Raw genomic sequence first — 21,797 nt, forward strand, 5'->3', positions numbered from 1 at the left:
GCCGCCCAGCATTTCGTGCCACTCCGGCCAATCCGCCCATCCGGCGAGCGCGTGGTGCATCGCGACTGCGCCCCGACCGGCCTTGAAGCGATCGACTATGGCGCGGCGATACGCCTCCGATGGCGGGCGCGAAGTGACCCAGTTATCGGCGAAAGTGTATCCGCCCATATCGTAGAACAGCACCGCATCGGCATCCTGCGCCTGGCCGCCTGCCACCGCCTGCTCGGCCTCTGGATGCATGAGGTGGGTAACATTCCAGTCGCCCAGACTTGCCAGCAATTGCGCGAAGGGTTCGCGCTCATAGGGGTGGCCACCGGACAGGACGAGCAGGTCGCGCACAGCCTCAGGCGATCTTCAGGATCATCTTGCCTTGGTTCGATCCCGCGAACAGCCGCATGAAGCTGTCATAGGCGTTTTCGAGACCTTCATCGATGTGCTCTTCGCTGTAGAGCTTTCCGGCGGCGGCCCACTCGCCCATTTTGGCAGCACCTTCGCCGAACCGCTCGACATAGTCGGACACGAGCAGCCCTCTGATCGAAGCTCGATTGACGATCAGGCGCCACAGATTGCGCGCACCGCGCGGCTCGGTGTTGTATTCGCTGATGAGGCCGCACAGCCCGACGCGGGCATAGAGGTTGAGGTTCATCAGCCCCGCATCGAGGATTTCGCCGCCGACATTTTCGAAGATGACATCGACCCCGTCTGGTGCCGCCTCGGCTATGGCCTTGGTCAGCGCGGTTTCGTCCTTGCCTTTGTAATCGATCGCGGCATCGAAGCCGTATTTCTCTGTCAGCTTCGCGCACTTGTCCGGGCCGCCTGCGATGCCGACGGCGCGGCATCCTTTGATCTTCGCCAATTGCCCGACGAGCGAACCCACCGCTCCCGCAGCGCCGGATACAAGCACGGTTTCGCCTTCCTTCGGCTCGCACACTTCGAGAAAGCCGAAATAGGCGGTCATGCCGACGGCGCCGAAGATCGAGAGGTAATTGGTGACGTTGGGCACCAGGTCTGGATCGATAGGCTGGGTAAAGCCGCCAGCGACGCCGATGGAATAGTCTTCCAGCGCATTGAGGCCCATGACCCACTGGCCTTTGTCAAACCCCTCTGCGCGGCTTTCCTCGACCACGCCGATCGTGCTGGCGCGAACCGGATCGCCGAGCGGGATCGGCGGCATGTAATTCCCGCTTGGATCCATCCAGCCGCGCATCGCCGGATCAAGCGACGCATAGTGATTGCGAATGAGGAATTGCCCTTCCGCCAGCTCCTGGGCCGGCTCGGTGACCAATTCAAAATCGTCGCGGACAGGCTCGCCATCGGGGCGACGCTGAAGGAGGAAGCGCCGATTATTGGGCATGGAAATTCCTTTGTTGTTCGGGTTTTGAATTCAGGCCGCGACCAGTTTGACAGGTATCGCGCTTTGCAGGCTTTGGCCGGTGATCGGATCGTAATCGACCACTTCGCTGGTAAGGCGATTGGTTGACGAGCCGCGTTCCCGCACGTCTTCTTTCGAAGCATCGGCGTCGCCATAGGCATGTGCCATCGAAACGAGGCCGCGGCGAACCTTGTCGCTCGCCTTGACGACGCCGTGAATGGTCGCATGCGGGCTGCTGATTTCGACGATGCCCCCCTCTTCAAGCCCCAGATCGACGATGTCGTCAGGATGGATATAGGCGGGGTTGGTGGTCGTCTTTTCCTGAAGCTTCTTGAGCGGATGACCGATCGAGTTGAACCGCGTTTTCGACCGGCGGCTGATGAGCTTGAAGTCGAAGCCTTCTCGCTGGGCCGGATTGTCGGCGTAACGCAGGATTTCCCGCGGCATGTCGCCCACGGCAAGATCGAAGCGGTGGAATTCGCTTTCCTCCAGCGGTTCGACGTCGGGATGCTTGTCCGAATAGACCACCGCTGCACCGCCATTTGCCTGGGCATCCTTGCGAACCTGGCTCGGCGGGACGAGGCAGCCGGCGACCATCAGGTCGAGGAATTCCTCCTTGGTCGGCTTTCGGTCCATCGGCAGCGGCCCACCTGCAAGCTGCATCGTGATCCCAAGATGCTTGGCGAGCGTCCAGAACATCTCGTATTCGTCGATCACATCGCCCGGCGGGGTCGCGACCGCTTCGACATAGCGGGCATACGGTTCCTCGTGCCACCATTCGGAGAGGTTGGTGATGTCCTCGCGTTCGAGGCATTGCGAAGGCGCGAGCACGACATCGGCGCGCTTGGCGCTCGCGCTCATCCACGGGTCGATCTGGACGAACAGTTCAAGGTCATCGAGCGCGCGGACCATCTTCGCCTGATCGGGAAAGCCGACGACCGGATTGCCGCCGACCGAAATGAAAGCGCGCACCTGTCCTTCGCCGGGCGTAAGAATTTCATCGGCGAGCACGTTGCACGGCATTTCCCAGCCGAGATGGCCGAGATCGCGGAAGCGCGACTTGGGCATACCTTCGGCGCCGAACATCGGCATGGGCGGCGCAACCTGCGCGCGGCGCGGGCCCTGCGGGGTGGTGAAGACGCCGGGGATCGCGGCTTTCTCACCTTCCTGCTTGAAACGGGCGCAGATCGTATTCAGGCATGTCACCAGATATTCGGTGAGCGTTCCGTTACCCGCCATTTCCGGTCCGGTCCCGGTGACCGCGCAGCCTTTGGAGCCGCCCGCGAACATCCGCGCCGCAGCGACAAGCTTGTCCTTATCAACTCCCGCGCGCTCCGCTGCGATCTCCGGCGTCATCACTTTTACCGCGGCGGCCAGTTCATCGAAGCCATCGACATGGGCAGAGACGAAATTGCGATCGTACAGGCCCTCTTCGATGATCACGTTGAGCATACCTGCGAGCAAGGCAGGGTCCTCGCCCGGCTTTACCGGCAAGTACAGATCGGCGAGCCGGGCAACATCGCTTTCGCGCGGATCGGCGACGATCAGCTTCATCCCCTCGGCCTGACGGTCCCTGATGCGGCGCGACGGGCTGAACGGCGGGACACCGCCCACAGGCGCATAATGCGAGACGATCGGATTGTTGCCGATGAACATTGCGACATCGCTTTCCGAGAACGTGTTCGGTCCTCCCATCCATTTGCCGTAGCGCATTGTGGTGAAGACCTTGGCCGGCTGGTCGAGCGTGACCGAAGTGTAGAAATTGCGCGTACCCACTGCCTGCGCGAAGCTGAGCGAGGCGGCCATGGCGGCGCTGTTCTGGAAACCTCCCGATCCCATGAACACCGCGACCGAATGCGGGCCGTGTTCATCGATGATCCGGCGCAATTCGCTCGCGACATGCTCCAGCGCCTGCGGCATCGGCGTTTCCTGAAACTCGCCGTTCTCATCGCGTACGAGGCTGTGATGCAGGCGGTGCTCGGCATTGTGCGAATCCGGCAATTCGCGGCCTTTCATGCAGGTGTAGCCATGATAGGCCGGGTCCGCGGGATCGCCCCTGACGGCGAGAACCTTCCCGTCTTCAACATCGACCTCCATCGCGCAATTCGCATGGCAGAACCGGCAAAACGTCTTGTGAGTCTGGGCACCCATCGCAAGTCTCCTTGGCCGGTAAACTACCATACCGGGGGCGTGCAGCGACTGACACTTTTGTCCGTGGAGCGCGGGGGCTGCGGGCCGCATTAGGGCGGGGCACTATCAGGAGAGCTCCCATGACCACGACCACGCGCCAATGGCTTCTCAACGGACATCCACGGGGCAGGGGCATCGAGGACGGCGATTTCAAGCTGGTCGAGACGCAGCTTCCCGCGCCGGGCGAGGGCGAAATGGTGCTGAAGACGCATTATCTCGGCTTCGATCCCGCGCAAAAGGGCTGGATGGAGAACATCGCCGATTACGTTGCGCCGATGAGCATCGGCGATGTCATGCGGGGCAGCGGCATCTGCGAAGTCGTTGAAAGCAATGGCGGCAAATTCGCCGTCGGTGATCTCGTTTTTGGAACGACCGGCTGGACCGAATATCTCGTTCACAATGGTGAAGGGCTGACCAAGGTCGACACCGCGCTTTCGCCTACTGCCGTCCTCTCGGTGCTCGGGACCACCGGCCTCACCGCCTATTGCGGGCTGTTCAAGATCGGAAAGCCGGTCGCGGGCGACACGGTCCTGGTGTCGGGCGCCGCCGGGGCGACGGGCAGCGTCGTCGGGCAGCTTGCCAAGATTGCCGGATGTCGCGCGGTCGGGATCGCAGGCGGCCGGGAGAAATGCGAGTGGCTGGTGAAGGAAGCGGGCTACGACGCGGCGATCGATTACAAGGCGGACGATGTCAAAGGCCAGATCAAGGAGCACTGTCCGCGCGGGGTCGATGTGATTTACGACAATGTGGGCGGGACCATTCTGGATGACATGCTCGCCAATATCGCGACCGGTGCGCGCGTCGTGATCTGCGGCGGCATCAGCCGCTACGAATCCGGCGGACTGCCGACCGGGCCGGGCAATTACTTCAACCTGATCTTCCGCCGCGCCAGCATGGCCGGTTTTATCGTCCTCGATTGGGCAAGCGAATTCCCCGCCATCCGCAAACGCCTCGAAGGATTCGTGAAGGATGGCCGCCTCAAATACCAAGAGGATATTCAGCAGGGCTTCGAGAACGCGCCCGAGACGCTGCAGCGCCTGTTTGTCGGCAAAAACCGCGGCAAGCAGATGCTGAAGCTCTAACCGGGCAAATCGTCCGGCCTGTTCACATTGAGCAGCGGCGGGGCGAGCGTGATCTGGCGCGCCGACACATGATCGGCAAAGCCGTAAAGCGCGCGGCCACCTTTTGCGAGGAAGGCCTCGAGCGCGCCCGAAAGCGAAACTGGCCAAAGCCCGACCACAGGCTGGCTCTGAGCGATAGCAGCGCCTTCGCCAGCGAGCGCCTCAACCAGGTTGTTCGGCAGATTGGGCACATCGACACCGGCGCTCAGCACGTGGTCGAACCCTCGAGATTGCGCATGATGCAGCGCTGCGTTGAGCCCGCCGAGCGGCCCGAGCTCGGCCTCGGGCCTGTCAGCTAGGCAGTCGAAACCCAGCTCTTCGCGCCCGCATACGGTTACTGCACCGCACTGTGCGCCAAGGCTCTCCGCGACGTGGTCGATCAGCCGCCTGCCTTGGTAGAGGGCATGCGCCTTGTCGCTGCCAAATCGCTGCGCCCGTCCTCCGGCTAGGATCGCGCCAAGAATCGCTTTCCGGTTCGTCAGTCGAACGCCTCGGTCGCTTGCCCTTCGGCGTTGTAAACCGGCCCTTCTGCGTTCACGCGGTACTTCTTGCTGGCCGCGCCGATCAAGCCGAACGTTCCGATGTGGTCACGCATTCCGGCATAGGCGCTGTTGGCAAAATGGTTCGCCAGTGCCTCTTCGCTTTCCCATTCCTCGAACACGTTGACGCGTCCGGGGTTCTGGCCGCATGCGCTCCAGTCATAGGCGATGCATCCATCCTGCGCGAGCGCCGCTTCGATATGGGGCTTTGCACTCGCCAGCGCCTCGGCGCGTTGTTCCGGGTCGAGATCGATCTGCGCGGCAATCACAATCTTTGCCATCAGGCTGGCTCCTCTGCAGGGTTGTATTCGGCGACGATCTGGAAGGCGCGTTTGGTGTAGACCCACTGGCCACCGCGTTTTTCGAGCTCGTCGGTGTAAAGCCCGCCGATCATCCGGGTGGAGCCGTCCTTGCCTTTCAGCACTTCCTGCGTTTGGACCCGCGATGTCGCGGTGTCGCCATTCACCTCGATCGATGCAGGAACGCAGCTGAAGCTGACAGCATCGAAATTGCTCATCGCACCGAGCCAAGTTTCGACAATCGCTTCGCGCCCTTTCAAGGTCATGCCCATGAAGTCCCAGTCGGCATCGTCTGCCCAGACCGATCCCCATGTTTCCGCATCGAAGCGAACGACACCGTCGCCGTAAACCTCGTGCAATTCGCGGATCGCGAGGCGATCCTCCATCGGACCTGTGAACATGCGCGCTTCTCCTGTGAGCCTCGATAATCCTTTGCCGCTGCAATCCACCCGGCGACAATGGACACTTTTGGGAAGGGTGGAGGTCCATGACCTTGCGTAAGGTGACATCGCGAAATCACCGGGAGGACAGGATATGGGCCAGCTTGAAGGCAAGACAGCAGTGGTGCTGGGCGCCGCATCGAAGGATAATATCGGGCAGACCATTGCGCGATTGTTCGCTGCCGAAGGCGCCACCGTATTGGTCGCTGGGCGTCACGAAGGCCCGCTTTCCCAGCTCGCCGAGGAGATCGGCGGGCATTACGGGCTGTGCGATATCACCGACCACGGGCAGGTCCATCAGCTTGCCGCGAAGGCGGTGAACGACATGGTCCGCGTCGACGCAGCCATAAACTGCACAGGCTGGGCGTTACTCGCCAACCTGCTCGAAACAACCGAGGAGGATCTCGACAAGATCACCGACCTTCACTTCAAAGGCACGCACCATTTCCTGCAGGCCTTCGTCAAAGTCATGAGCGAGCAGGAGCCGACTGGTGGTTCGCTGATCACGCTGTCGTCCGCCACGACCAAGGCGCTGATCAACAATCACGCCGCTTATATCGGGACCAAGCGCGGGACCGAGGCGTTGATCGAGTGTGTCGCGAATGATTTTGGACATTTCGGGATCAAGGCGAACACGGTCTCACCTGCTTTCACCGAGAGCCCGATGACTGCCGACAGCTTTCATGTGCCGGGGCTGGTCGATGCGTTTCTTTCGAAATATCCGCTTGGGCGCCTAAACACCGCTGATGACGTGGCGCAGGCCTGTGCATGGCTGTGCAGCGACAAGGCGTTTCTGACCGGCCAACACATCCAGCCCAATGGCGGCCTGACCCTGCGCGGCAATCCGCAGGCCAAGGATATCGAGGCTTCGGTCGGCGCCGCGATGGCGAAGCAGAACGAAGGCTGAAGCCGATCAGAACTGAGCGGTTCCGCCATCGACGCTGATCATCGCGCCGGTAATCCCTGCGCCTTCCTTGCTGGCGAGCAGCACGGCGACGGCGGCGATCTCCTCGACGGTGTTCGGACGCTTGATCGCGGATTCCTGGGCGAACATCGTGATCATTTCGTCGAATTCCATGCCCATCGCCTTGGCAGTGGCGGGCCCGTTATTCTTGATGATATCGGTAACGACGAGGCCGGGGCAGATCGCGTTCACCGTGACACCGGCTTCACCAACCTCGCGCGCGAGCGATTTGGTCATGCCGTTCACAGCGTGCTTCGCGGCGGTGTAGGCGGTGAAGACAGGCTTGCCGTGCTTGCACTCCATCGATGACATATTGATGATGCGCCCGCCGCCCTTTTCCAGCATCGGCTTTAGGGCGCGGCGAGTGGCCCAGAAGGTGGAATAGACGTTCCACTTCATCGCTTCGTCGAAGGCCTCGTCCGATAGGTTCACCATCGGTTGCAGATCGCCCGCGCCGCCCGCATTGTTGACGAGGATGTCGAGCGCGCCGAAATGATCGTTCGCCTTGTCGATAAAGCCTTCGACATCGGACTGGTTCATGACATCGCCGGAGACGAAGATTGCGCGGTCCTCACCGGGATATTTCGCGCCAAGTTCCTCGATGACCTTCGCACCCTTGTCAGGGTTGCGGGCGAACAGCGCGACCTTGGCGCCTTCGGCTAGGAACGCTTCGGCAATCCCGCGCCCCAATCCCGCCGTGCCGCCCGTTATCGCTGCCACTTTGCCTTCGAGTTTCATCGCTTCTCTCCCTTTTTGAGCTGCGTAGCGGGTGGAAGCCGCCCGCGCACCTTGCCAAAATGAGGGATTGCCGGGGCCGGGCCTGCGCGCCTCTATGTCGTGCATGAGCGAGACAGATGTGATCGTCCTGGGCTGCGGTCCGGCGGGTATGACGGCGGCGCTTGCCGCGCATGAGGCGGGCGCGGCAGTCGCCCTGATCGAACGGTTCGACCGTATCGGCGGCACCGGGGCGGTTTCGGGCGGGGTCATCTGGGTGGCGGACAATCCGCGCCAGCGCGCTGCCGGGTTGGAAGACAGCCGCGAAAACGCGCTCGCCTATTTTCGCAGTCTCGACCACGGCGATCTGGTCGATGAGACGCTGGAGGCTTTCGTCGATGCAGGTCCGGAAGCGCTCGCCTTCTTGGAAGAGGCCGGCGCATTGAAAGTCGCGCTGCTCGAAGGCTATCCAGACTATTATCTCGACCGACCCGGCGCCAAACCCGACGGCGGACGCGCGCTCGATCACGATCTGTTTGCGCTCGGGAAGCTTGGCGAATGGGCCGACTGGATCACCGCTATCGAAGAGCCCAAGCCGATGATGCTGCGCGAAACGCCACTAGGAGGCGGCAGCGGTGTGGTTCCTCCAGAGGAACTCCAGCGGCGCATGGCGAACAATGAGCGCGGCTTCGGCCAGGCGATGATCGGCCGGCTGCTCAAGGCGTGTCTCGATCGCGGGATCGAACCGATCCTGAATGTGGAGACCCGGCGATTGCTGCGTGACGGCGATGGCAGGGTCACCGGGATCGAGGGTTCGCGCGACGGCGAGCCTTTTCAGCTTGCTGCAAGAAGCGGTGTCATCATCGCCACTGGTGGCTTCGAATGGGACGAAGACAAGCGGCAGACGTTCCTGCGCGGACCTATGGATGCGCCTGCCAGCCCGCCGACCGCGCGCGGCGAGGGATTGGCGCTGGCGATGGAAAGCGGTGCGAAACTTGGCAACATGACGCAGGGCTGGTGGGCGCCCACACTGGTCATTCCCGATAATCCGTGGCCGAACGGACAGCAGCGGGCTGCGCCGGTCCTGATCGAGCGGACAGTGCCGCATTCGCTGATGGTCAATCGCAAGGGGCAGCGTTTCTGCAACGAAGCGGCAAATTATTCGTCGCTTGCAGGGGCCTTTCACCAGTTCGATCCGCAAACCTACGATTATCCGAACCTGCCTGCGTGGCTTATCTTCGATGAGAACTATGCCGAGCGTTATCCCATCGGACCGCGTCTGCCGGGCCAGCCGATGCCGGACTGGGTCACGCGCGCCGACACGCTGGAGCAGCTGGCCGGTACAATCGGCGTTCCGCCTGAAGAACTCGCCAAGACCGTCGGTCGGTTCAACGATCATGCAGACGCTGGCCACGATCCCGATTTCGAGCGCGGGACCAGGGTCTACGACCATTTCTATGGCGATCGGAGCCGGGAGGGGGCGGCGGTCACTCTCGGGAAGGTCGAGCGCGGGCCGTTCTATGCGGTGGAGATCCGCATGGGTCTGCTCGGCACGAATGGCGGCGCCCGCACCGATGGCAAGGCACGTATCCTGGGTCACGATGGAGCGCCGATTGCCGGGTTATATGGCGCAGGCAATGCGATCGCGTGCCCGACCGGCGGAATTTATGCGGGCGCAGGCGGCACGCTCGGCCCGGCGCTGACCTTCGGCTATATTGCGGGACGCAGCGCGGCGCGGGCGAACATCTGAGCTAACGCTTCTTCGGCTCGAATTCGATGTGCAGCTCTTTCAGACTGCGCAGCAGGAAGTGCGGGTGATATTCGAAGTCGTTCTTCCCGTCGGCGAACCACATATCCTCGAACCGGTCGACCACGGCAGTGAAGCCCCAGGTTAGCTCGCGGCGGGCCAATGGTGCGCCCAGACAATGATGCGTGCCCGAACCGAACCCAATATGCGATCCTGCTTTCGCCCGGTCGAGGTCTAGCTTCTCGGGACACTCGAATGCCCGCTCATCGCGGTTGGCGGCGGCAAAGCGGATATTGATCATCGCGCCAGCCGGGATAGTCACACCGGCAAGCTCGGTGTCCTCGTTCACGAAGCGCATCAGCGATTGCACCGGACTTTCGAGTCGCACGACCTCCTCGACGAAGGTCTTCATGTACTGGTCGGGATCGCTCTTGAGCTTGTGCCAGACGTCCTTGTTCTCGATCAGCAGCTTCATGCCCGCAGCCAGGGCATTGGTCGTGGTTTCGCTGCCGCCAACGAAAGTATCGGCCATCATTTCGGCATGCAGTTCGTTATCGTTCAGCGGGCGTCCCCATTCCTCGATCACGGTGTTGACCAGAACGCTGATCAGGCTGTCGTCTGGGTTCACCCGGAGCTTTTCGAAGATTGGCTGGAAATAGTGCTGCGCTTCGATCTCGCGGTCGACCATTTCCATGTGCCGGTCTTCCGGAAGCATCAGCGAGATGCGCTGGAAGAAGGCGTCGGTCCAGCGCTTGATCCGCCACATGTCCTCCCGCTTCGCGCCCATCTGCTCGCCGATGATGAACAGCGGCAGCGGGACGCAGAACTGCTTCACCCACTCACAATGTCCGTCGCCGATGAAGCCATCGATCAGCTCATAGGCTAGCCCTTCGACTTGCGGGTCGATCTCCTTGATCTTCGATGGTTTGAATGCCTGATTGAACATTGCGCGCATCTGCTTGTGATTGGGATCGTCGCGGCCATTGAGTGTCGGGGCCGGGATCCAGCCCTTCTCGTCGAAGCGCTCCATCACCTTGTGCGCCCGGTCCAAGTCTCCCGCGCTGGCGCGGAACTGGCTGTCCGCGGCGGAGCTTGGAAAGCGTTGTGGGTCCATCAGCACCTCGCGCACATGCTCGTACCGGCTGACAACATACATGTCGGTGCCGGGAATGTGATAGACCGGCGCTTCGTCGCGCAGCGCCTTGTACGCGTCGTAGGGGCACTGCTGCGTGGCAGGATCGAACAGGTCGATATTCAGATCATCGTTGGCGGCGCTGGCCATCCATCCCTCCCGAAACTGCCTATGGCGCTCCCCGCACCGTCGCCGCGATAATGCGCGCATACAATTGGCGGATTGGAGAGGATGAGACATGGAACCCGCGCTGCAGGACTTGATCGACAGGCACGCGATAAATGACGTTATTCAGCGCTACGCCCGTACCCTCGACTGGCTCGATGATGAAGGGCAGGGGACATGCTATTGGCCCGATGCCGAGGTCGATTACGGCTTTTACAAAGGCCGTGCGGACCAGTTCCTGCCGATAGTCATGGAGGTGGAGCGCGGATCGGACCGGCGCTGGCACATGCTCTCGCAGCCGCTCATCCGGTTTCATTCGGCGAAGAGCGCGAGCAGCGAGTGTTACGGCATATTTGCGGGCGCGAAGCGGCAGGACGACGGGACGCTTGCCGGCAATCTGTTCGGCGGACGCTATCTCGATGAGTGGGAGAAACGGAGCGAAGGCAACGGCGAGGAGTGGCGTATCTCGGCGCGCATCTATCTGCTGGATTGGCAAAGCGACCTGACGGATCAGCCTGGTTTCACGCCCGACCCCGATTTCCCCTTGCCGACTGCGCAGATCGACCAGAGCGGCCACCCGCTCTATCGCCGATTGTAAGGGGCAATCACTCCTCGACCGGTGGGTCCATGTAGTCGCGGTAATAGGTCAGCTGCCCATTCGCGACCTTGTAGATGCCGACGCCGCCACGCGATCCTTCGGGCGAGTGCATCGTCCAGCGCGCCCACACCGCGTGATCGTCGCCGCAGATTTCATCGACCGTGAAATGGATTTTGCGCGTCCCCATCTCCTTCACCATCGTCGTCATGAATTCCAGGATCGCATCGCGCCCTTCGTACCGGCCCCAGACCGGGTCCTCGAGCAGTGCGTCCTCGGCAAATAGAGGTGCCAGTTTCGTGTAGTCGCCATCGTCCTGAATCTTCCAGAATTGCTCGATTACCCGCTGCGCTTCGCCTGCCATCACGTCCTCCTTGCTCGACAAAGGAACTATGCCACGCCCAATGGGAGGGCCACCCCTGCGAAAATGGCGAGGGCCGCCGCGAGGGCAAATGGGTGTATGGTGCAGCGCACAGGAGACAGGCCATGTCGACCACGCCCAGAGTTTCGTCCGCTATCGCCGGAGAGCCGGCGCATTTCGGATCGGTGCTCGCGCATCATCCCCAGCTCGCCGAGCGCTTCACGCATCTATACGGCAAGTTCTGGGACAGCGATGTGCTGTCCGCGCGGCTGAAAGAGGTTGCGCGGATGCGCAATGCGCGCGTCACAGAATGCGGGTTTTGCCGCAATGTCCGTTTCGACAAGGCGATCGGCGAAGGTCTGAACGAAACGATCGTCGACGACATTACCGAGGGCTACGAGACTTCGGACAATCTCACCGATACCGAAAAAGCCGTGCTGAAGTTCACCGATGCGCTGATCCATGATCCGGAGCTGCTCACCGGCGATGCGCGCGCGGCGCTCACGCGACATCTTTCGCCTGCCCAGATTGCCGAGCTCGGCCTTGGCGTGACGTTGTTCCTTGCGCTCGCCAAAGCGTTGATCACTATGGGTCTTGAGCCCGAGCATATGGGCCGAACCGAATTGCCGACGCCCGCCCCAGCCCAGGCACCATCGTGAGCTGGCTTGAAAAAGCCCCCGGAGCGCGGTCGCCCGCCGAAGAATTTTTCGGTCACCGCGCGGATTTGATGGAGGAGTTCAAGGCCTTTTACGGGACGCTATGGGACGAGGCCGTGCTCGATCCAGCGCTGCTCGAAATGATCCGCCTCGCGGTTGCGCGCGTACACCGATGCGATGCCGAACTCGCCATACGGCATGAGGCGAGCGGGCTGTCGGATGCAAAGCGCGCGGCGCTTGCGAATTGGCGCTCGAGCGATCTCTTCAGCGATAGCGAGCGTGTGTGCCTCGCCTATGCAGAACGCATTCCGTTCGAGCATACGGCGATCACCGATGCCGAGGCCGAGGCGGTAAAGGACGCGCTGGGCGAGGCGGGCTATGTCGCGTTTTCGGTCGCAGGCAGCCTGTTCGATGCGATGTGCCGCGTGCGGATGGTGATGGCGCTCGAACCGGTTCAGGGCGATGCCCTGCATCCCCCCGCTTCGGCAAAAGGCGTGCTCAGATAGCCGCTAGTTTACGGCGCGATCTTTCCCTTCCCAATAGGGTGCGCGCAATTCTCTCCTCAGGATTTTGCCGGAGGGATTGCGCGGGAGCGCTTCGATGAAATCGACCGATTTCGGACATTTGTAGCCCGCGATATGCTCGCGCGCATGGGCGATGATTTCCGCTTCGCTTAGCGCTTCGCCCGCTTTCAGTACAACGCAGGCTTTCACCTCTTCGCCCCATTTTTCGGACGGGATGCCGATCACCGCAACGTCGGCGATCTTGGGGTGCGCATAGAGCGCGTTTTCGACCTCCGCCGGGTAGACGTTCTCGCCGCCCGAGATGATCATGTCCTTCACGCGGTCGTGGATATAGAGGTATCCGTCGTCATCGAGATACCCCGCATCCCCTGTGCGTAGCCAGCCATCTTCATCGATCGTTTCGGTCGTGGCTTCCGGCTTGTTCCAGTACCGGCTCATGTTCTTGGACGATCGCGTTGCAATTTCACCGACTGTTCCGACCGGAAGCTCATTTCCGTCCTGATCGATGATTTTCAGCTCGACCCCCGGCATCGGCGTGCCGACGCTGCGCATTTTCGGCGAGCCTTCAGGCTTGTGGTCCTCCGGATCGAGCGCGACGATCGTACCCGAGGTCTCTGTCATGCCGTACATCTGCACGAACCCGCAGCCGAGCACCTCCATCGCCTGCTTCATCAGCTCAAGCGGGATCGGCGATGCGCCGTAAGTGATGTATTGAAGGCGGCTGAAATCGACCTCGGATATCCGGGGGTGGTTGAGCAGGATCTGGATCGCGGCGGGGACCAGGAAGATCTTCGAAATGTTGTAATTCTCGATCAGATCGAGCGCTTTGGTCGGATCGTATTCGGGCAGGACGATCGAATTGGTGCCGGCGACCATCGTGCCGATCCCGGTGCCCGTTCCGCTGATGTGAAAGCACGGCATTGCGAGCAGAGTGACGTCGCCTTCCTTGGGCTCCTGCCACTTGCGCATTTCGTCCTGATCCGCGGCGTTCCGGCTGGAAAGGATCGACCGATTGGTCATCACCGCGCCTTTCGGCCGGCCTGTCGTGCCGGAGGTGTAGAGCTGCAGGGCATCGTCATCGAGGCCGACATTGGCGCTGACGGGAATTGCCGGGAAGCCATCGCGCCACGTGCGGTAATCGGTCCCCGCGTGATCCGGCGCGTCGATTCCGATGACCTGCTCGACCAGCGGAGTGTCAGGGCGAACCTTCGTCAGGACATCCGCGAAGCCTTCCCCCACGAACACCACCCGCGCTTCGCAATCGGCAAGGATATAAGCGACTTCCGGGGCGGCGAGGCGCCAGTTCACCGGCGTCATCACCGCGCCGATCTTGGCCGCGCCGAGCAGAGCTTCGAAGTAAAGCGGGTGGTTCTTGCCGAGGAAAGAAACGCGTTCGCCTTTCTTTACGCCCAGCGCCTCCAGACCGTGAGCGACCCGGTTGCTGCCTTCGTTCAGCTCCGCAAAGCTGATGGTCTCGTCGCCATAGGTGAAAGCGGTGGTGCTGCCCTGCAGCCGGGCGTGTTCGCGCACGATGTCGCAAAACGACTCGGCTTCCAAAACTGCTTGCATCATCTGTTCCTGTCCCATCCGCCTGAGCGTAAGCGTGCGGGCGGGAAGGTGGCATTGGCATATTTCATAGCGGAGCATGGAGCAGGCTGCGCTACCATCGCGGCATGAACGCAGACGATGTGCCTCCTGATTTCGCCCGCGCCGAATTCACGCCCGGCTTCCTCGATCATGGCGGACCTTATTTCCTGAGGGCGCATGGCGAAGGGCCAAAGATCGTCGGTCTGCGGATCATGCCGCACCATATCAATTATAAGAACGCGGCCCATGGCGGGGTGATATCGACGTTTGCCGATGTCGCGTTGAGCCATGCAGTCTATGACGCGGAGCGGCCGCGCCTTGCGCCCTCGACCGTTACGCTCAACGTGAATTACCTGGCGGCTGCAATGCTCGGCGATTGGCTCGAAGCGCATGCGCGGATCGACAGACTGGGCGGACGCACGGCCTACACATCGGGCGAGATCGTGCGAGGTGGTGAGCGCATTGCAACGATGTCCGGCGTGTTCGCGATCCGGCGTTAGCCGAGGAAGCGGGCGACCACCGGCGTCGAGGGATCGCGCTCATCGTGGTAGCCGCAAGAGCCTTCGGGCATTTTAGAAAGATCGACGCCTTCGACTTCGCGAAACTCGCGCCAGTCGTAAAGGCCAGTGCGCTTGGAAATCCGCCATTGCGCGGTGCCGCTGACGGCGCGTTTTTCGAAGCGGTCGACATACCGCCCCGCGATGACCGCCGAATAGGTCGCACCCTTGTCGGGAAACACCTCCGCCAGCGCATAGCCTGCGGGAATGGTGTGCATGGCGGTCATGTAGGTTTCGGTGTGGCAGACGCTATCGCCCTCGAATCCGAACTGGATCTGGCCGAGCTGATGCTGTGTGGCTAGGCACGGATCGATGATCGCGCGTGCCTGCTCCACGAAACCCCGCCAATCGCCCAGCACAGTGCCGAACTGCAATTGCGCATCCTCATGGAAGACGCGGTCCATCATCTCCCAGCGCCGCCGGTCGATGGCGTGCGCGTAGGCCGTTAGGATATCGGTGATAGCCGCGCGATCTTCCAGCCTCATGCTCATGTATCCAGCTCCACGATGACCTTGCCGATATTGCCGCCCTTGAAGAGCTTTTCGTAGGCGGTGAGCGTGTTTTCAAGCCCGCGGGTCACATCGTAGGGCATGTGCAGCTTGCCTTCGTCGAGCCACGATTTGAGCCGCGCCGTCAGCCGCTCACCCTGATCCATGAAGTCGGGGCTGAAGAACCCCTCGACCCGCAGGCGGCGCATCAGGATCTGGTCGAATTCTTTTGGTGTGGTCCGCTGGCCGGATCCGTAATCGGACAGGAGGCCGCACACCGCTACTCGTCCGTAATGGTTCATGCGGGTGAGCACCTCATCCAGCAGCGGGCCGCCGACATTGTCGAAATAGACGTCGAAACCGCCCGCTGCATCGAGCTGAGCGCCGACATTACCGGCCTTGTAATCGATCGCGCCTGCAATCTCCATGTCCTCGGTGAGGAAGCGGCATTTTTCCGCGCCGCCGGCAATCCCCCACGCCTCGCAGCCAAGCAGCTTTGCGACCTGCACTGCGAGAATGCCGGTCGACCCGGCCGCGGCGGACACCAGCACGCGCTCGCCTTCCTTCGCGGCTCCGGTCTCCTCGATGCCCCACAGCGCGGTCCAGCCGTTCATGCCCAGCGGTCCGAACCACGCTCGCCTGTCTTGGACCGACGGATCGAGCACGATCGCCCCGCTCATCGCCGCATCGACCTGGCTGAAAGCGCCCCAAACCCCGAATGCACGAACGAGGTCGCCCTGTGCAAAGCCGTCGGCGCGCGACGCCACGACTTCGCCCACCACGAGGCCCGTCATGGGCGCTCCGACCGGAAGCGGCGGCTGATACCCATCTTCGCGGTCGGTCAGCCAGAGCCGCGTTCCTGCATCCATCGATAGCATCGCGTTGCGAATGCGGATTTCGCCGTCCTCCAGATCGGCCAGCGGTTCGTCCACGAGGGCCAGAGCGCTGGCGAAATCCGTGCCTTCCGGGCGGCGCTCGATGCGCCAGAATTGATTGTCCATGGCGCGTGTTCTCTCTGCCTGCTCGCACCCCGGCAAGCCCTCGCTTTTGCTAGTCTGCTATCACTTTGGCGCGGTGCGCAGGCGCGCGGCCAAACCTAGTCTCCAGAGCAATCAATCAGGAGAGAGATCATGGCACTCATCACGGTGATCGGCGCATCGGGCAGGCAGGGTATGGCGCAGGTCAGGCAGGCGCTGAAAGCAGGGTACGACGTGCGTGCCATTTCCCGTCAGGAAGACCCGTTCGGCGGATCGAAGATCGATGGCGTCGAACGCGTCGAAGTGCGTCCGATGGACCTCTACGACACCGCGACGTTTAAACCCGCGCTCGAAGGGTCGGATTACGTGTTCTACACGCACCCGCTGCAGGCGCGGGCCGACCGCGCGGTGCTGATCGGCGATCTGGGCAAGGTTGCCGCGGAGCTGGGCGTGAAGCGGGTCGTATGGAACACGTCAAGCTGGATACCGGACCGTCCGGGCGATCCTTTCACCTATGGCGAAAACACCAAGGGCATCAATGCGCTGTGGCGTTCAGGCGCGCCGGGCACCGTGTTCGGCAGCGTGCTGTTCATGGACAACCTGCTGACCAACTGGGCGCGGCCCTTTATCGTGAATGAAGACCGGTATGTTTATCCGCACAACCCGGAGCTGGAGGCGAACTGGATCAGCCTCGACGACGTGGCCAAGTTCATGCTCGCCAGTCTCGATCGACCCGACATGGAGGGCGCGTGGCTTAACATTGGCGGTCCCGAACGGCTCGTCGGCAAGCAAGTGACGAAGTACCTGTCGGAGGCGCTCGACAAGGACATCACCTACGATCCCTGCACGCCGGAGGAGTTCGGCCGCTATCTCGTTGAGGCAGCCGGGGATTCCATGCCTGCGGACATGCGCGAGGATTTCGCCAAGGGCATTCAGGCGTTTTACGAGTACAACAACGAAGCCCCCACACGCCCGTTCGAAGTGGACATGGATCACGTCTATGAACGCTTCCCCGAGCTCGAAGGCGATCTGGAAACGCTCGGCGAATGGACCAAGCGGCAGGACTGGGGCGAGAGCAACTTCAGGCCTGCGTTTGGTTGATTGCGAAGGCGCATCCGCGCCTTCGTCCTCGCTAGACGCGCAGCATAGCTGCGCCGCTGCGGGCGCCCGGTCGGGCTTGCGGTCGCTGGCGCGACCGTGTTCCGCGACACGGTAGCTAGGTAGCGCTCAAACGACGCTGAAGGCGTCGCAAGGACATCGCACCGCGGACGCTGTGCGCAAACAAGAACGCCTCTACTCCGCTGCCTGCTTTTGCTCGGCGCTGAATATCTCGAGCAATTCCTCGTCGCTCGCATTGGTCAGCTTGTCAACCCATTGGTGAAAGACCTGGCCGCCACGTTCGTTCTTGCCGAACAGCACCTCTTTCATCATGCCCGATTGCAGCGCTTCGTGTTGGCGTTTGCCCGTGGCGTAATCCTCATCGCGCACGACCACTTCGAGGAAGTCGAACTGCTCGTGCGCCGATTTGACCTGCTCGTCTGTCTCCGGCTGGTTTTCCATGACGTAATATTGAGTGGTGGTGCTGGTGCCCACGGTCTCGCCCGGAAACAGCTGACTGATCATCGCGCCGCGCTGTCCGCCGCCATAAAAGCTGGCGATCGAGATGTGCGGGAAGATGGTCCAAACCCCTTGGGTCAAGGCATCGGGCGGAAGGTCCTCGTCGCTCATTTGGGTCAGGTCGAGCTGCTCATCGCTGCCGGTTTTCTGGACGAATTTGGACGGGCTCGAAAGCCGCTGGTGCGGTCCCCAGAAGAAATAGTTTGCGCGGTTGAAGAAGTCCGCCCCGAAAGTTTCCTTGTGCAGCACGGGCAGATGGTAGAAATCGAGATAGCCGTCATAGGCCGTCTTCCAGTTCGGTCCATCGAGCGTGCGCTGGCTGAACAGTGTCCAGTCCTTGAACCCGAACGCATCGAGCAGAGCGTCATATCCGCTCAGGTAATTCTCGATCGGCAGCTTGGAATCGAGGTCCAGCGTCGCCCAGATCAGTCCGGCGCTTTCGAATGACGGGAAGCGTTTGAGGCACAGGGCAGCCTTGTCGACCGCGCCGAAATCCTTCGGACTGGCAACTCCGACCAGATCGCCGTCGTTCTTGAACGTCCAGCCGTGATAGCCGCACATGAAGCGCGTGGCATTGCCCGTGCCGGAAACGACCGGATTTCCGCGGTGCGTGCACATGTTCAGGAACGCCGCCACGCTCCCGTCGCGCTGGCGGGTCAGCAGCAGCGGCACCCCGCAAATATCCATCGCCTTGTAATCGCCAGGTTCGGGAAGCTCGCAGGAGGGCGCAACCATCAGCGGAAGCCGCCGGAAAATGTTGCGCTTCTCGCGCTCGTACAATTCCGGATCGGTATAGGACGCCGCCGGCACGCGCACGATCTCGTCGGCATATTCCATCGTATCGGCGGCGCCATGTTCAACCAGGCTGCGGGTCATGGCGACCAGTTCTTCGCGCGACATCGGGATGTTCCTTTGGCTTTGAAAGAGCAGCATGATGCGCGCTCGCTCAGGCGCTGCGCAATGCTCGTTTTTGGTGGGAGCTCCGAGACGGGAATGCCTGCTCGGAGCCACGAAAAAGGCGGACCCGGTTACCCGTGGCCCGCCTCATCGTGACGAACTGTCGTATGCTCTAGAAGCGGACCTGCGCCTGGACGAAGACCTGACGGCCTCGGTTCTGCGTGATGACGATGTCATCGCCTTGCGGGATGTTGAGCCCCGCTGGTGCAAGGAACGGACGACCACCTGAGGTGATGGCGATGATCTCGTCGGTCAGGTTGACCCCGATCAGCGACAGCCGCCATTTTCCATCGGCATCGCCGAACCCGATATTCGCATCGAGCGTCCAGAAGCTGTCCTGGAACAAGTCATCAAAGGTCAGCTCATCGGTGAAGTAGCCGTCATTGTACGCGGCGTTACCGGCAAGGTTGAGCTCGAAACTGTCGCCAACCGGAATGGACCAGTCGACCGCGAAGTTGCCGGCGAATTCAGGAGCCTGGCTGGCCCTGCGACCATCGAGGTCGATGTCGTCGGGCGTGCCATCCACTCCATCGGGCCCCGGCTGGACGAACGAGTCGGTGTATTCCGCATCGAGCCATGCGAGCGTGCCCGAAATATTCAAACCTTCGATGGGTGTACGCCAGCCGAATTCGAGATCAATACCCTGGGTGGTCACTTCACCGGCATTGCTGGTCACGAACTGGATCGTGGTCGCATTGAAGTTCTGCACCTGCAGATCGTCGAACACGTAGTAATATGCCGTCGCATTCAGCGTGACCGTGCGGTCGGCGAACTGCATCTTCGCGCCGATTTCCCCGCCTTCGGTGGTTTCGGATTCGAAGATGAGAGAGTCCGCGGTGGCCTGCTGCACTGCCGGATCATCGCTCGCAAAACCGAGTAGGCCAAACGATGGCAGCGCCGAGTTGTCGATACCGCCCGATTTGAAGCCCGTCTTGTAAGATGCAAACAGGTTGATATCGTCGGTCGCCTGATACCGCAGCGTGACTTCCGGCGAGAAATTGTCGTCGTCGAAATCGATCGGTCCCGAGAAGAACCCTGATGAAACAAAGGCACCGCCTGCGGACAGGAACGAGTGGACGTAGGGGATCGAGATCGTCTGCGTCTTGCTTTCATCGGTGTAGCGCAGACCGCCCGACAATTGGAGCTGGTCGGTCAGATCGAAAGTGATGCTGCCGAATACGGATGCCGCCTCGGTCTTCGTTTCGAGCTGACGGTCATAATCGAAGGTAAATCCGGTTATCGGGTCGGGAGCGATCAGCGAGATGTTGACCGCCTGCTCAGCCGTGTCGAACCCGAATTCGCGGCTTTCGTAGAATGCGCCGATCATGAAGTTGAACGGACCGTCATAGTTGCTTGCGAGTCGCAGTTCCTGGCTGAATTGCTCAAGCGTGTTGGTCGGATCGCTTGAGCCGACGCCCAGCGGGATGCCAGGGGCGTTGACTGCGCCGAGCGCCGGAGCGATTGCCCCCACTGGCACCGCGCCCGGTGGCAGGAAGCCGAGCGCCGGGTTGGTCGCGTCGATCGGAATACCAAAGGTAAAGGCCGGGCCGATGCCGCCGTAGGAATAGCTGTCGACATCGGTCGCATCGAGATCGACGTAACCCGACACGCTTGTCAGTGTGAGAGTGTCGGACAGGTCGAGATCGAACCGCAGGCGCCCGAAGAAAAGGTCGGTGCGGCCGAAAGGCACGCCGCCGAAACCCTCGGCCTCGGACGGTGTGGGGACCGATTGTGCGAGTGGCGGCGCAACGTCAGGCTGGAAAAACTGATCGTCGAAGCTGTTGCAATCGTATCCGGCAGGGATCGCGATTACACCGAGGACCACGATTTCATCCGCCCGGCCATTTGCCCCGCAACCGATCTGGGAGGTGCCGAGAGCACCGTCATTCTCGTTGCGGACATATTGCAGTTTGAGGTTGGCACGGAACCGGTCCAGCGGTTCCCAATCGAGTGTCAAACGGCCGATGAAGTCGGTCAGCCCGCGCTCCTGATTGACCGCCGGTGTTCCGGGCGCCTGCACGGTGAATTCATCGACATCGTTGTACTGGGCCGCGAGGCGAATGCCCAAGGTATCGGTGATCGGACCGGAAATGTACCCGTTGATGAGGTACCCTTCCTCTTCGAATTCGTAGTTTGCGGTCGCGCCGACTTCCCAGGTGGATGTCGGGTTTGCCGACCGGATCGAGAGCACGCCGGCCGATGCCGACTTACCGAAGAAGAGCGACTGCGGGCCCTTGAGCACGTCGATCTGCGCCGTGTCGAAGAAGCCTGCCTGCACGAGGCGCGAACTGGAGACGACTACGCCGTCGAAATCGAAGGCGACGGCTGAGTCGAACGCGGAGGAAATGTTGGAAGAGCCGATACCGCGTAAGCTGATCTGGCCGCCCGAACCCGATCCGCCCACCTGCACATTCAATGTCGGTACGCGGCTCGTTACGTCGGCTACGTTGTCCACGTTGAACTTCTGAAGGGTTTCGCCGCCGATCACGGTCACCGTAACCGGCACTTCCTGCAGCGTTTCGGTTTGACGCCGTGCCTGAACCAGAATGACCGTATCGTTGTTGGTGTCTGTCAGGCCGCCATCACCCTGCTCTTCTTCGATGACCTCTTCATCCTGCGCAAATGCAGCCTGCGGCATGGCAGCGAAGGCCGCGATGGCAGCGCCGCCCAGCAAGGTGCGGCGAAGTGCGTTTGCGCCTTTGCCGGAGGCAATGCGGGTGTGAAGTCTGGTCATGTTGCTCTCTCCCTTTTTCGAGATGCGGGGCAAGCCCGTTCTCAAATCCCCAAACCGGAGA

21 protein-coding genes and 1 pseudogene are annotated in these 21,797 nt (G+C 61.6%); 8 read left to right on the forward strand and 14 right to left on the reverse strand.

The features are described 5' to 3' along the window. From IB285_RS13725 to IB285_RS13735, 3 genes and pseudogenes are all read right to left on the reverse strand, one after another. A pseudogene (locus IB285_RS13725) lies at positions 1-339 on the reverse strand (hypothetical protein); the annotation flags it as partial. A gap of 4 nt (positions 340-343) precedes the next feature. After that, positions 344-1,354: an NADP-dependent oxidoreductase gene (locus IB285_RS13730; protein ID WP_190788687.1), complete on the reverse strand. Its 1,011-nt coding sequence runs from the start codon at positions 1,352-1,354 to the stop codon at positions 344-346. A gap of 30 nt (positions 1,355-1,384) precedes the next feature. Then, positions 1,385-3,523 (reverse strand): molybdopterin-containing oxidoreductase family protein, encoded by a 2,139-nt coding sequence (locus IB285_RS13735; protein WP_190788688.1) that lies wholly within the window; start codon positions 3,521-3,523, stop codon positions 1,385-1,387. A gap of 119 nt (positions 3,524-3,642) precedes the next feature. Here IB285_RS13735 and IB285_RS13740 point away from each other — a divergent pair, with 119 nt between their 5' ends. Next, the gene (locus IB285_RS13740) at positions 3,643-4,644 is read left to right on the forward strand and encodes an NADP-dependent oxidoreductase (protein WP_190788689.1); all 1,002 of its coding nucleotides are present in this window, start codon (positions 3,643-3,645) and stop codon (positions 4,642-4,644) included. Here IB285_RS13740 and mobA read toward each other — a convergent pair. The 3 genes from mobA to IB285_RS13755 are packed head-to-tail and all read right to left on the reverse strand — an operon-like array spanning position 4,641 to position 5,922. Then, a complete protein-coding gene (gene mobA, locus IB285_RS13745) occupies positions 4,641-5,165 on the reverse strand; it encodes a molybdenum cofactor guanylyltransferase (RefSeq protein ID WP_199803493.1) in 525 nt (174 codons plus the stop codon). The two genes, IB285_RS13740 and mobA, sit on opposite strands and share 4 nt — an antisense overlap. Then, positions 5,162-5,503 carry a putative quinol monooxygenase gene (locus IB285_RS13750; protein WP_190788690.1) on the reverse strand — a complete coding sequence of 114 codons (342 nt, stop codon included), beginning with the start codon at positions 5,501-5,503 and terminating at the stop codon, positions 5,162-5,164. Before IB285_RS13750 ends, mobA begins: the two co-directional genes overlap by 4 nt. Beyond that, positions 5,503-5,922: a nuclear transport factor 2 family protein gene (locus IB285_RS13755; protein ID WP_190788691.1), complete on the reverse strand. Its 420-nt coding sequence runs from the start codon at positions 5,920-5,922 to the stop codon at positions 5,503-5,505. Before IB285_RS13755 ends, IB285_RS13750 begins: the two co-directional genes overlap by 1 nt. A gap of 133 nt (positions 5,923-6,055) precedes the next feature. Between IB285_RS13755 and IB285_RS13760 the strand changes: the two genes are divergently transcribed. Next, on the forward strand, positions 6,056-6,868 hold the full coding sequence (locus IB285_RS13760) for an SDR family NAD(P)-dependent oxidoreductase (RefSeq protein WP_190788692.1): 813 nt from the start codon (positions 6,056-6,058) through the stop codon (positions 6,866-6,868). 6 nt (positions 6,869-6,874) lie between these two features. Here IB285_RS13760 and IB285_RS13765 read toward each other — a convergent pair whose 3' ends face one another. Beyond that, a complete protein-coding gene (locus tag IB285_RS13765) occupies positions 6,875-7,663 on the reverse strand; it encodes an SDR family NAD(P)-dependent oxidoreductase (RefSeq protein WP_190788693.1) in 789 nt (262 codons plus the stop codon). 103 nt (positions 7,664-7,766) lie between these two features. Between IB285_RS13765 and IB285_RS13770 the strand changes: the two genes are divergently transcribed. After that, entirely contained in the window at positions 7,767-9,389 is a 1,623-nt protein-coding gene (locus IB285_RS13770) for an FAD-dependent oxidoreductase (protein ID WP_199803374.1), read from the forward strand. A 1-nt stretch (position 9,390) separates the two neighbouring features. Here IB285_RS13770 and IB285_RS13775 read toward each other — a convergent pair whose 3' ends face one another. After that, on the reverse strand, positions 9,391-10,668 hold the full coding sequence (locus tag IB285_RS13775) for a cytochrome P450 (RefSeq protein WP_190788695.1): 1,278 nt from the start codon (positions 10,666-10,668) through the stop codon (positions 9,391-9,393). A gap of 88 nt (positions 10,669-10,756) precedes the next feature. Between IB285_RS13775 and IB285_RS13780 the strand changes: the two genes are divergently transcribed. Beyond that, positions 10,757-11,281: a nuclear transport factor 2 family protein gene (locus IB285_RS13780; RefSeq protein ID WP_190788696.1), complete on the forward strand. Its 525-nt coding sequence runs from the start codon at positions 10,757-10,759 to the stop codon at positions 11,279-11,281. Between the two features lie 7 nt (positions 11,282-11,288). On the opposite strand, the gene IB285_RS13785 is transcribed toward IB285_RS13780, so the two are convergent. Continuing rightward, positions 11,289-11,642, reverse strand: coding sequence for a nuclear transport factor 2 family protein (locus IB285_RS13785; RefSeq protein WP_190788697.1), 354 nt, complete (start codon positions 11,640-11,642; stop codon positions 11,289-11,291). A 122-nt stretch (positions 11,643-11,764) separates the two neighbouring features. Here IB285_RS13785 and IB285_RS13790 point away from each other — a divergent pair, with 122 nt between their 5' ends. Continuing rightward, the gene (locus IB285_RS13790; RefSeq protein ID WP_190788698.1) at positions 11,765-12,298 is read left to right on the forward strand and encodes a carboxymuconolactone decarboxylase family protein; all 534 of its coding nucleotides are present in this window, start codon (positions 11,765-11,767) and stop codon (positions 12,296-12,298) included. Next, on the forward strand, positions 12,295-12,801 hold the full coding sequence (locus IB285_RS13795; protein ID WP_190788699.1) for a carboxymuconolactone decarboxylase family protein: 507 nt from the start codon (positions 12,295-12,297) through the stop codon (positions 12,799-12,801). Before IB285_RS13790 ends, IB285_RS13795 begins: the two co-directional genes overlap by 4 nt. A 3-nt stretch (positions 12,802-12,804) precedes the next feature. Here the strand turns inward: IB285_RS13795 and IB285_RS13800 are convergent, their stop codons facing one another. After that, positions 12,805-14,388 carry a fatty acid--CoA ligase gene (locus IB285_RS13800; protein WP_190788700.1) on the reverse strand — a complete coding sequence of 528 codons (1,584 nt, stop codon included), beginning with the start codon at positions 14,386-14,388 and terminating at the stop codon, positions 12,805-12,807. Between the two features lie 104 nt (positions 14,389-14,492). Between IB285_RS13800 and IB285_RS13805 the strand changes: the two genes are divergently transcribed. Beyond that, positions 14,493-14,906 carry a PaaI family thioesterase gene (locus IB285_RS13805; protein ID WP_190788701.1) on the forward strand — a complete coding sequence of 138 codons (414 nt, stop codon included), beginning with the start codon at positions 14,493-14,495 and terminating at the stop codon, positions 14,904-14,906. Here IB285_RS13805 and IB285_RS13810 read toward each other — a convergent pair. Both IB285_RS13810 and IB285_RS13815 read right to left on the reverse strand, forming a co-directional pair. Continuing rightward, a complete protein-coding gene (locus IB285_RS13810; RefSeq protein ID WP_190788702.1) occupies positions 14,903-15,454 on the reverse strand; it encodes a nuclear transport factor 2 family protein in 552 nt (183 codons plus the stop codon). The two genes, IB285_RS13805 and IB285_RS13810, sit on opposite strands and share 4 nt — an antisense overlap. Continuing rightward, on the reverse strand, positions 15,451-16,452 hold the full coding sequence (locus IB285_RS13815; protein ID WP_190788703.1) for an NADP-dependent oxidoreductase: 1,002 nt from the start codon (positions 16,450-16,452) through the stop codon (positions 15,451-15,453). The genes IB285_RS13810 and IB285_RS13815 overlap by 4 nt, the downstream gene beginning before the upstream one ends. Positions 16,453-16,581: 129 nt before the next feature. Here IB285_RS13815 and IB285_RS13820 point away from each other — a divergent pair, with 129 nt between their 5' ends. Continuing rightward, a complete protein-coding gene (locus IB285_RS13820; protein WP_190788704.1) occupies positions 16,582-17,529 on the forward strand; it encodes an SDR family oxidoreductase in 948 nt (315 codons plus the stop codon). A gap of 192 nt (positions 17,530-17,721) precedes the next feature. Here the strand turns inward: IB285_RS13820 and IB285_RS13825 are convergent, their stop codons facing one another. After that, positions 17,722-18,945, reverse strand: a complete 1,224-nt coding sequence (locus IB285_RS13825) for an aromatic ring-hydroxylating oxygenase subunit alpha (RefSeq protein WP_190788705.1) — start codon at positions 18,943-18,945, stop codon at positions 17,722-17,724. Between the two features lie 169 nt (positions 18,946-19,114). Then, positions 19,115-21,736: a TonB-dependent receptor gene (locus tag IB285_RS13830; RefSeq protein WP_190788706.1), complete on the reverse strand. Its 2,622-nt coding sequence runs from the start codon at positions 21,734-21,736 to the stop codon at positions 19,115-19,117. Positions 21,737-21,797 lie beyond the last annotated feature (61 nt).

It is taken from the genome of Erythrobacter rubeus (assembly GCF_014705715.1).
Lineage (GTDB): Bacteria > Pseudomonadota > Alphaproteobacteria > Sphingomonadales > Sphingomonadaceae > Erythrobacter > Erythrobacter rubeus.

Coding starts and splice junctions, on each gene's coding strand:
- IB285_RS13820 (WP_190788704.1), top strand. CDS start 16,582: ATGGCACTCATCACGGTGATCGGCGCATCGGGCAGGCAGGGTATGGCG.
- IB285_RS13755 (WP_190788691.1), bottom strand. CDS start 5,922: ATGTTCACAGGTCCGATGGAGGATCGCCTCGCGATCCGCGAATTGCAC.
- IB285_RS13800 (WP_190788700.1), bottom strand. CDS start 14,388: ATGCAAGCAGTTTTGGAAGCCGAGTCGTTTTGCGACATCGTGCGCGAA.
- IB285_RS13775 (WP_190788695.1), bottom strand. CDS start 10,668: ATGGCCAGCGCCGCCAACGATGATCTGAATATCGACCTGTTCGATCCT.
- IB285_RS13825 (WP_190788705.1), bottom strand. CDS start 18,945: ATGTCGCGCGAAGAACTGGTCGCCATGACCCGCAGCCTGGTTGAACAT.
- IB285_RS13830 (WP_190788706.1), bottom strand. CDS start 21,736: ATGACCAGACTTCACACCCGCATTGCCTCCGGCAAAGGCGCAAACGCA.
- IB285_RS13790 (WP_190788698.1), top strand. CDS start 11,765: ATGTCGACCACGCCCAGAGTTTCGTCCGCTATCGCCGGAGAGCCGGCG.
- IB285_RS13815 (WP_190788703.1), bottom strand. CDS start 16,452: ATGGACAATCAATTCTGGCGCATCGAGCGCCGCCCGGAAGGCACGGAT.
- IB285_RS13750 (WP_190788690.1), bottom strand. CDS start 5,503: ATGGCAAAGATTGTGATTGCCGCGCAGATCGATCTCGACCCGGAACAA.
- IB285_RS13810 (WP_190788702.1), bottom strand. CDS start 15,454: ATGAGCATGAGGCTGGAAGATCGCGCGGCTATCACCGATATCCTAACG.
- IB285_RS13730 (WP_190788687.1), bottom strand. CDS start 1,354: ATGCCCAATAATCGGCGCTTCCTCCTTCAGCGTCGCCCCGATGGCGAG.
- IB285_RS13735 (WP_190788688.1), bottom strand. CDS start 3,523: ATGGGTGCCCAGACTCACAAGACGTTTTGCCGGTTCTGCCATGCGAAT.
- IB285_RS13780 (WP_190788696.1), top strand. CDS start 10,757: ATGGAACCCGCGCTGCAGGACTTGATCGACAGGCACGCGATAAATGAC.
- IB285_RS13760 (WP_190788692.1), top strand. CDS start 6,056: ATGGGCCAGCTTGAAGGCAAGACAGCAGTGGTGCTGGGCGCCGCATCG.
- IB285_RS13805 (WP_190788701.1), top strand. CDS start 14,493: ATGAACGCAGACGATGTGCCTCCTGATTTCGCCCGCGCCGAATTCACG.
- IB285_RS13765 (WP_190788693.1), bottom strand. CDS start 7,663: ATGAAACTCGAAGGCAAAGTGGCAGCGATAACGGGCGGCACGGCGGGA.
- IB285_RS13740 (WP_190788689.1), top strand. CDS start 3,643: ATGACCACGACCACGCGCCAATGGCTTCTCAACGGACATCCACGGGGC.
- IB285_RS13785 (WP_190788697.1), bottom strand. CDS start 11,642: ATGGCAGGCGAAGCGCAGCGGGTAATCGAGCAATTCTGGAAGATTCAG.
- IB285_RS13770 (WP_199803374.1), top strand. CDS start 7,767: ATGAGCGAGACAGATGTGATCGTCCTGGGCTGCGGTCCGGCGGGTATG.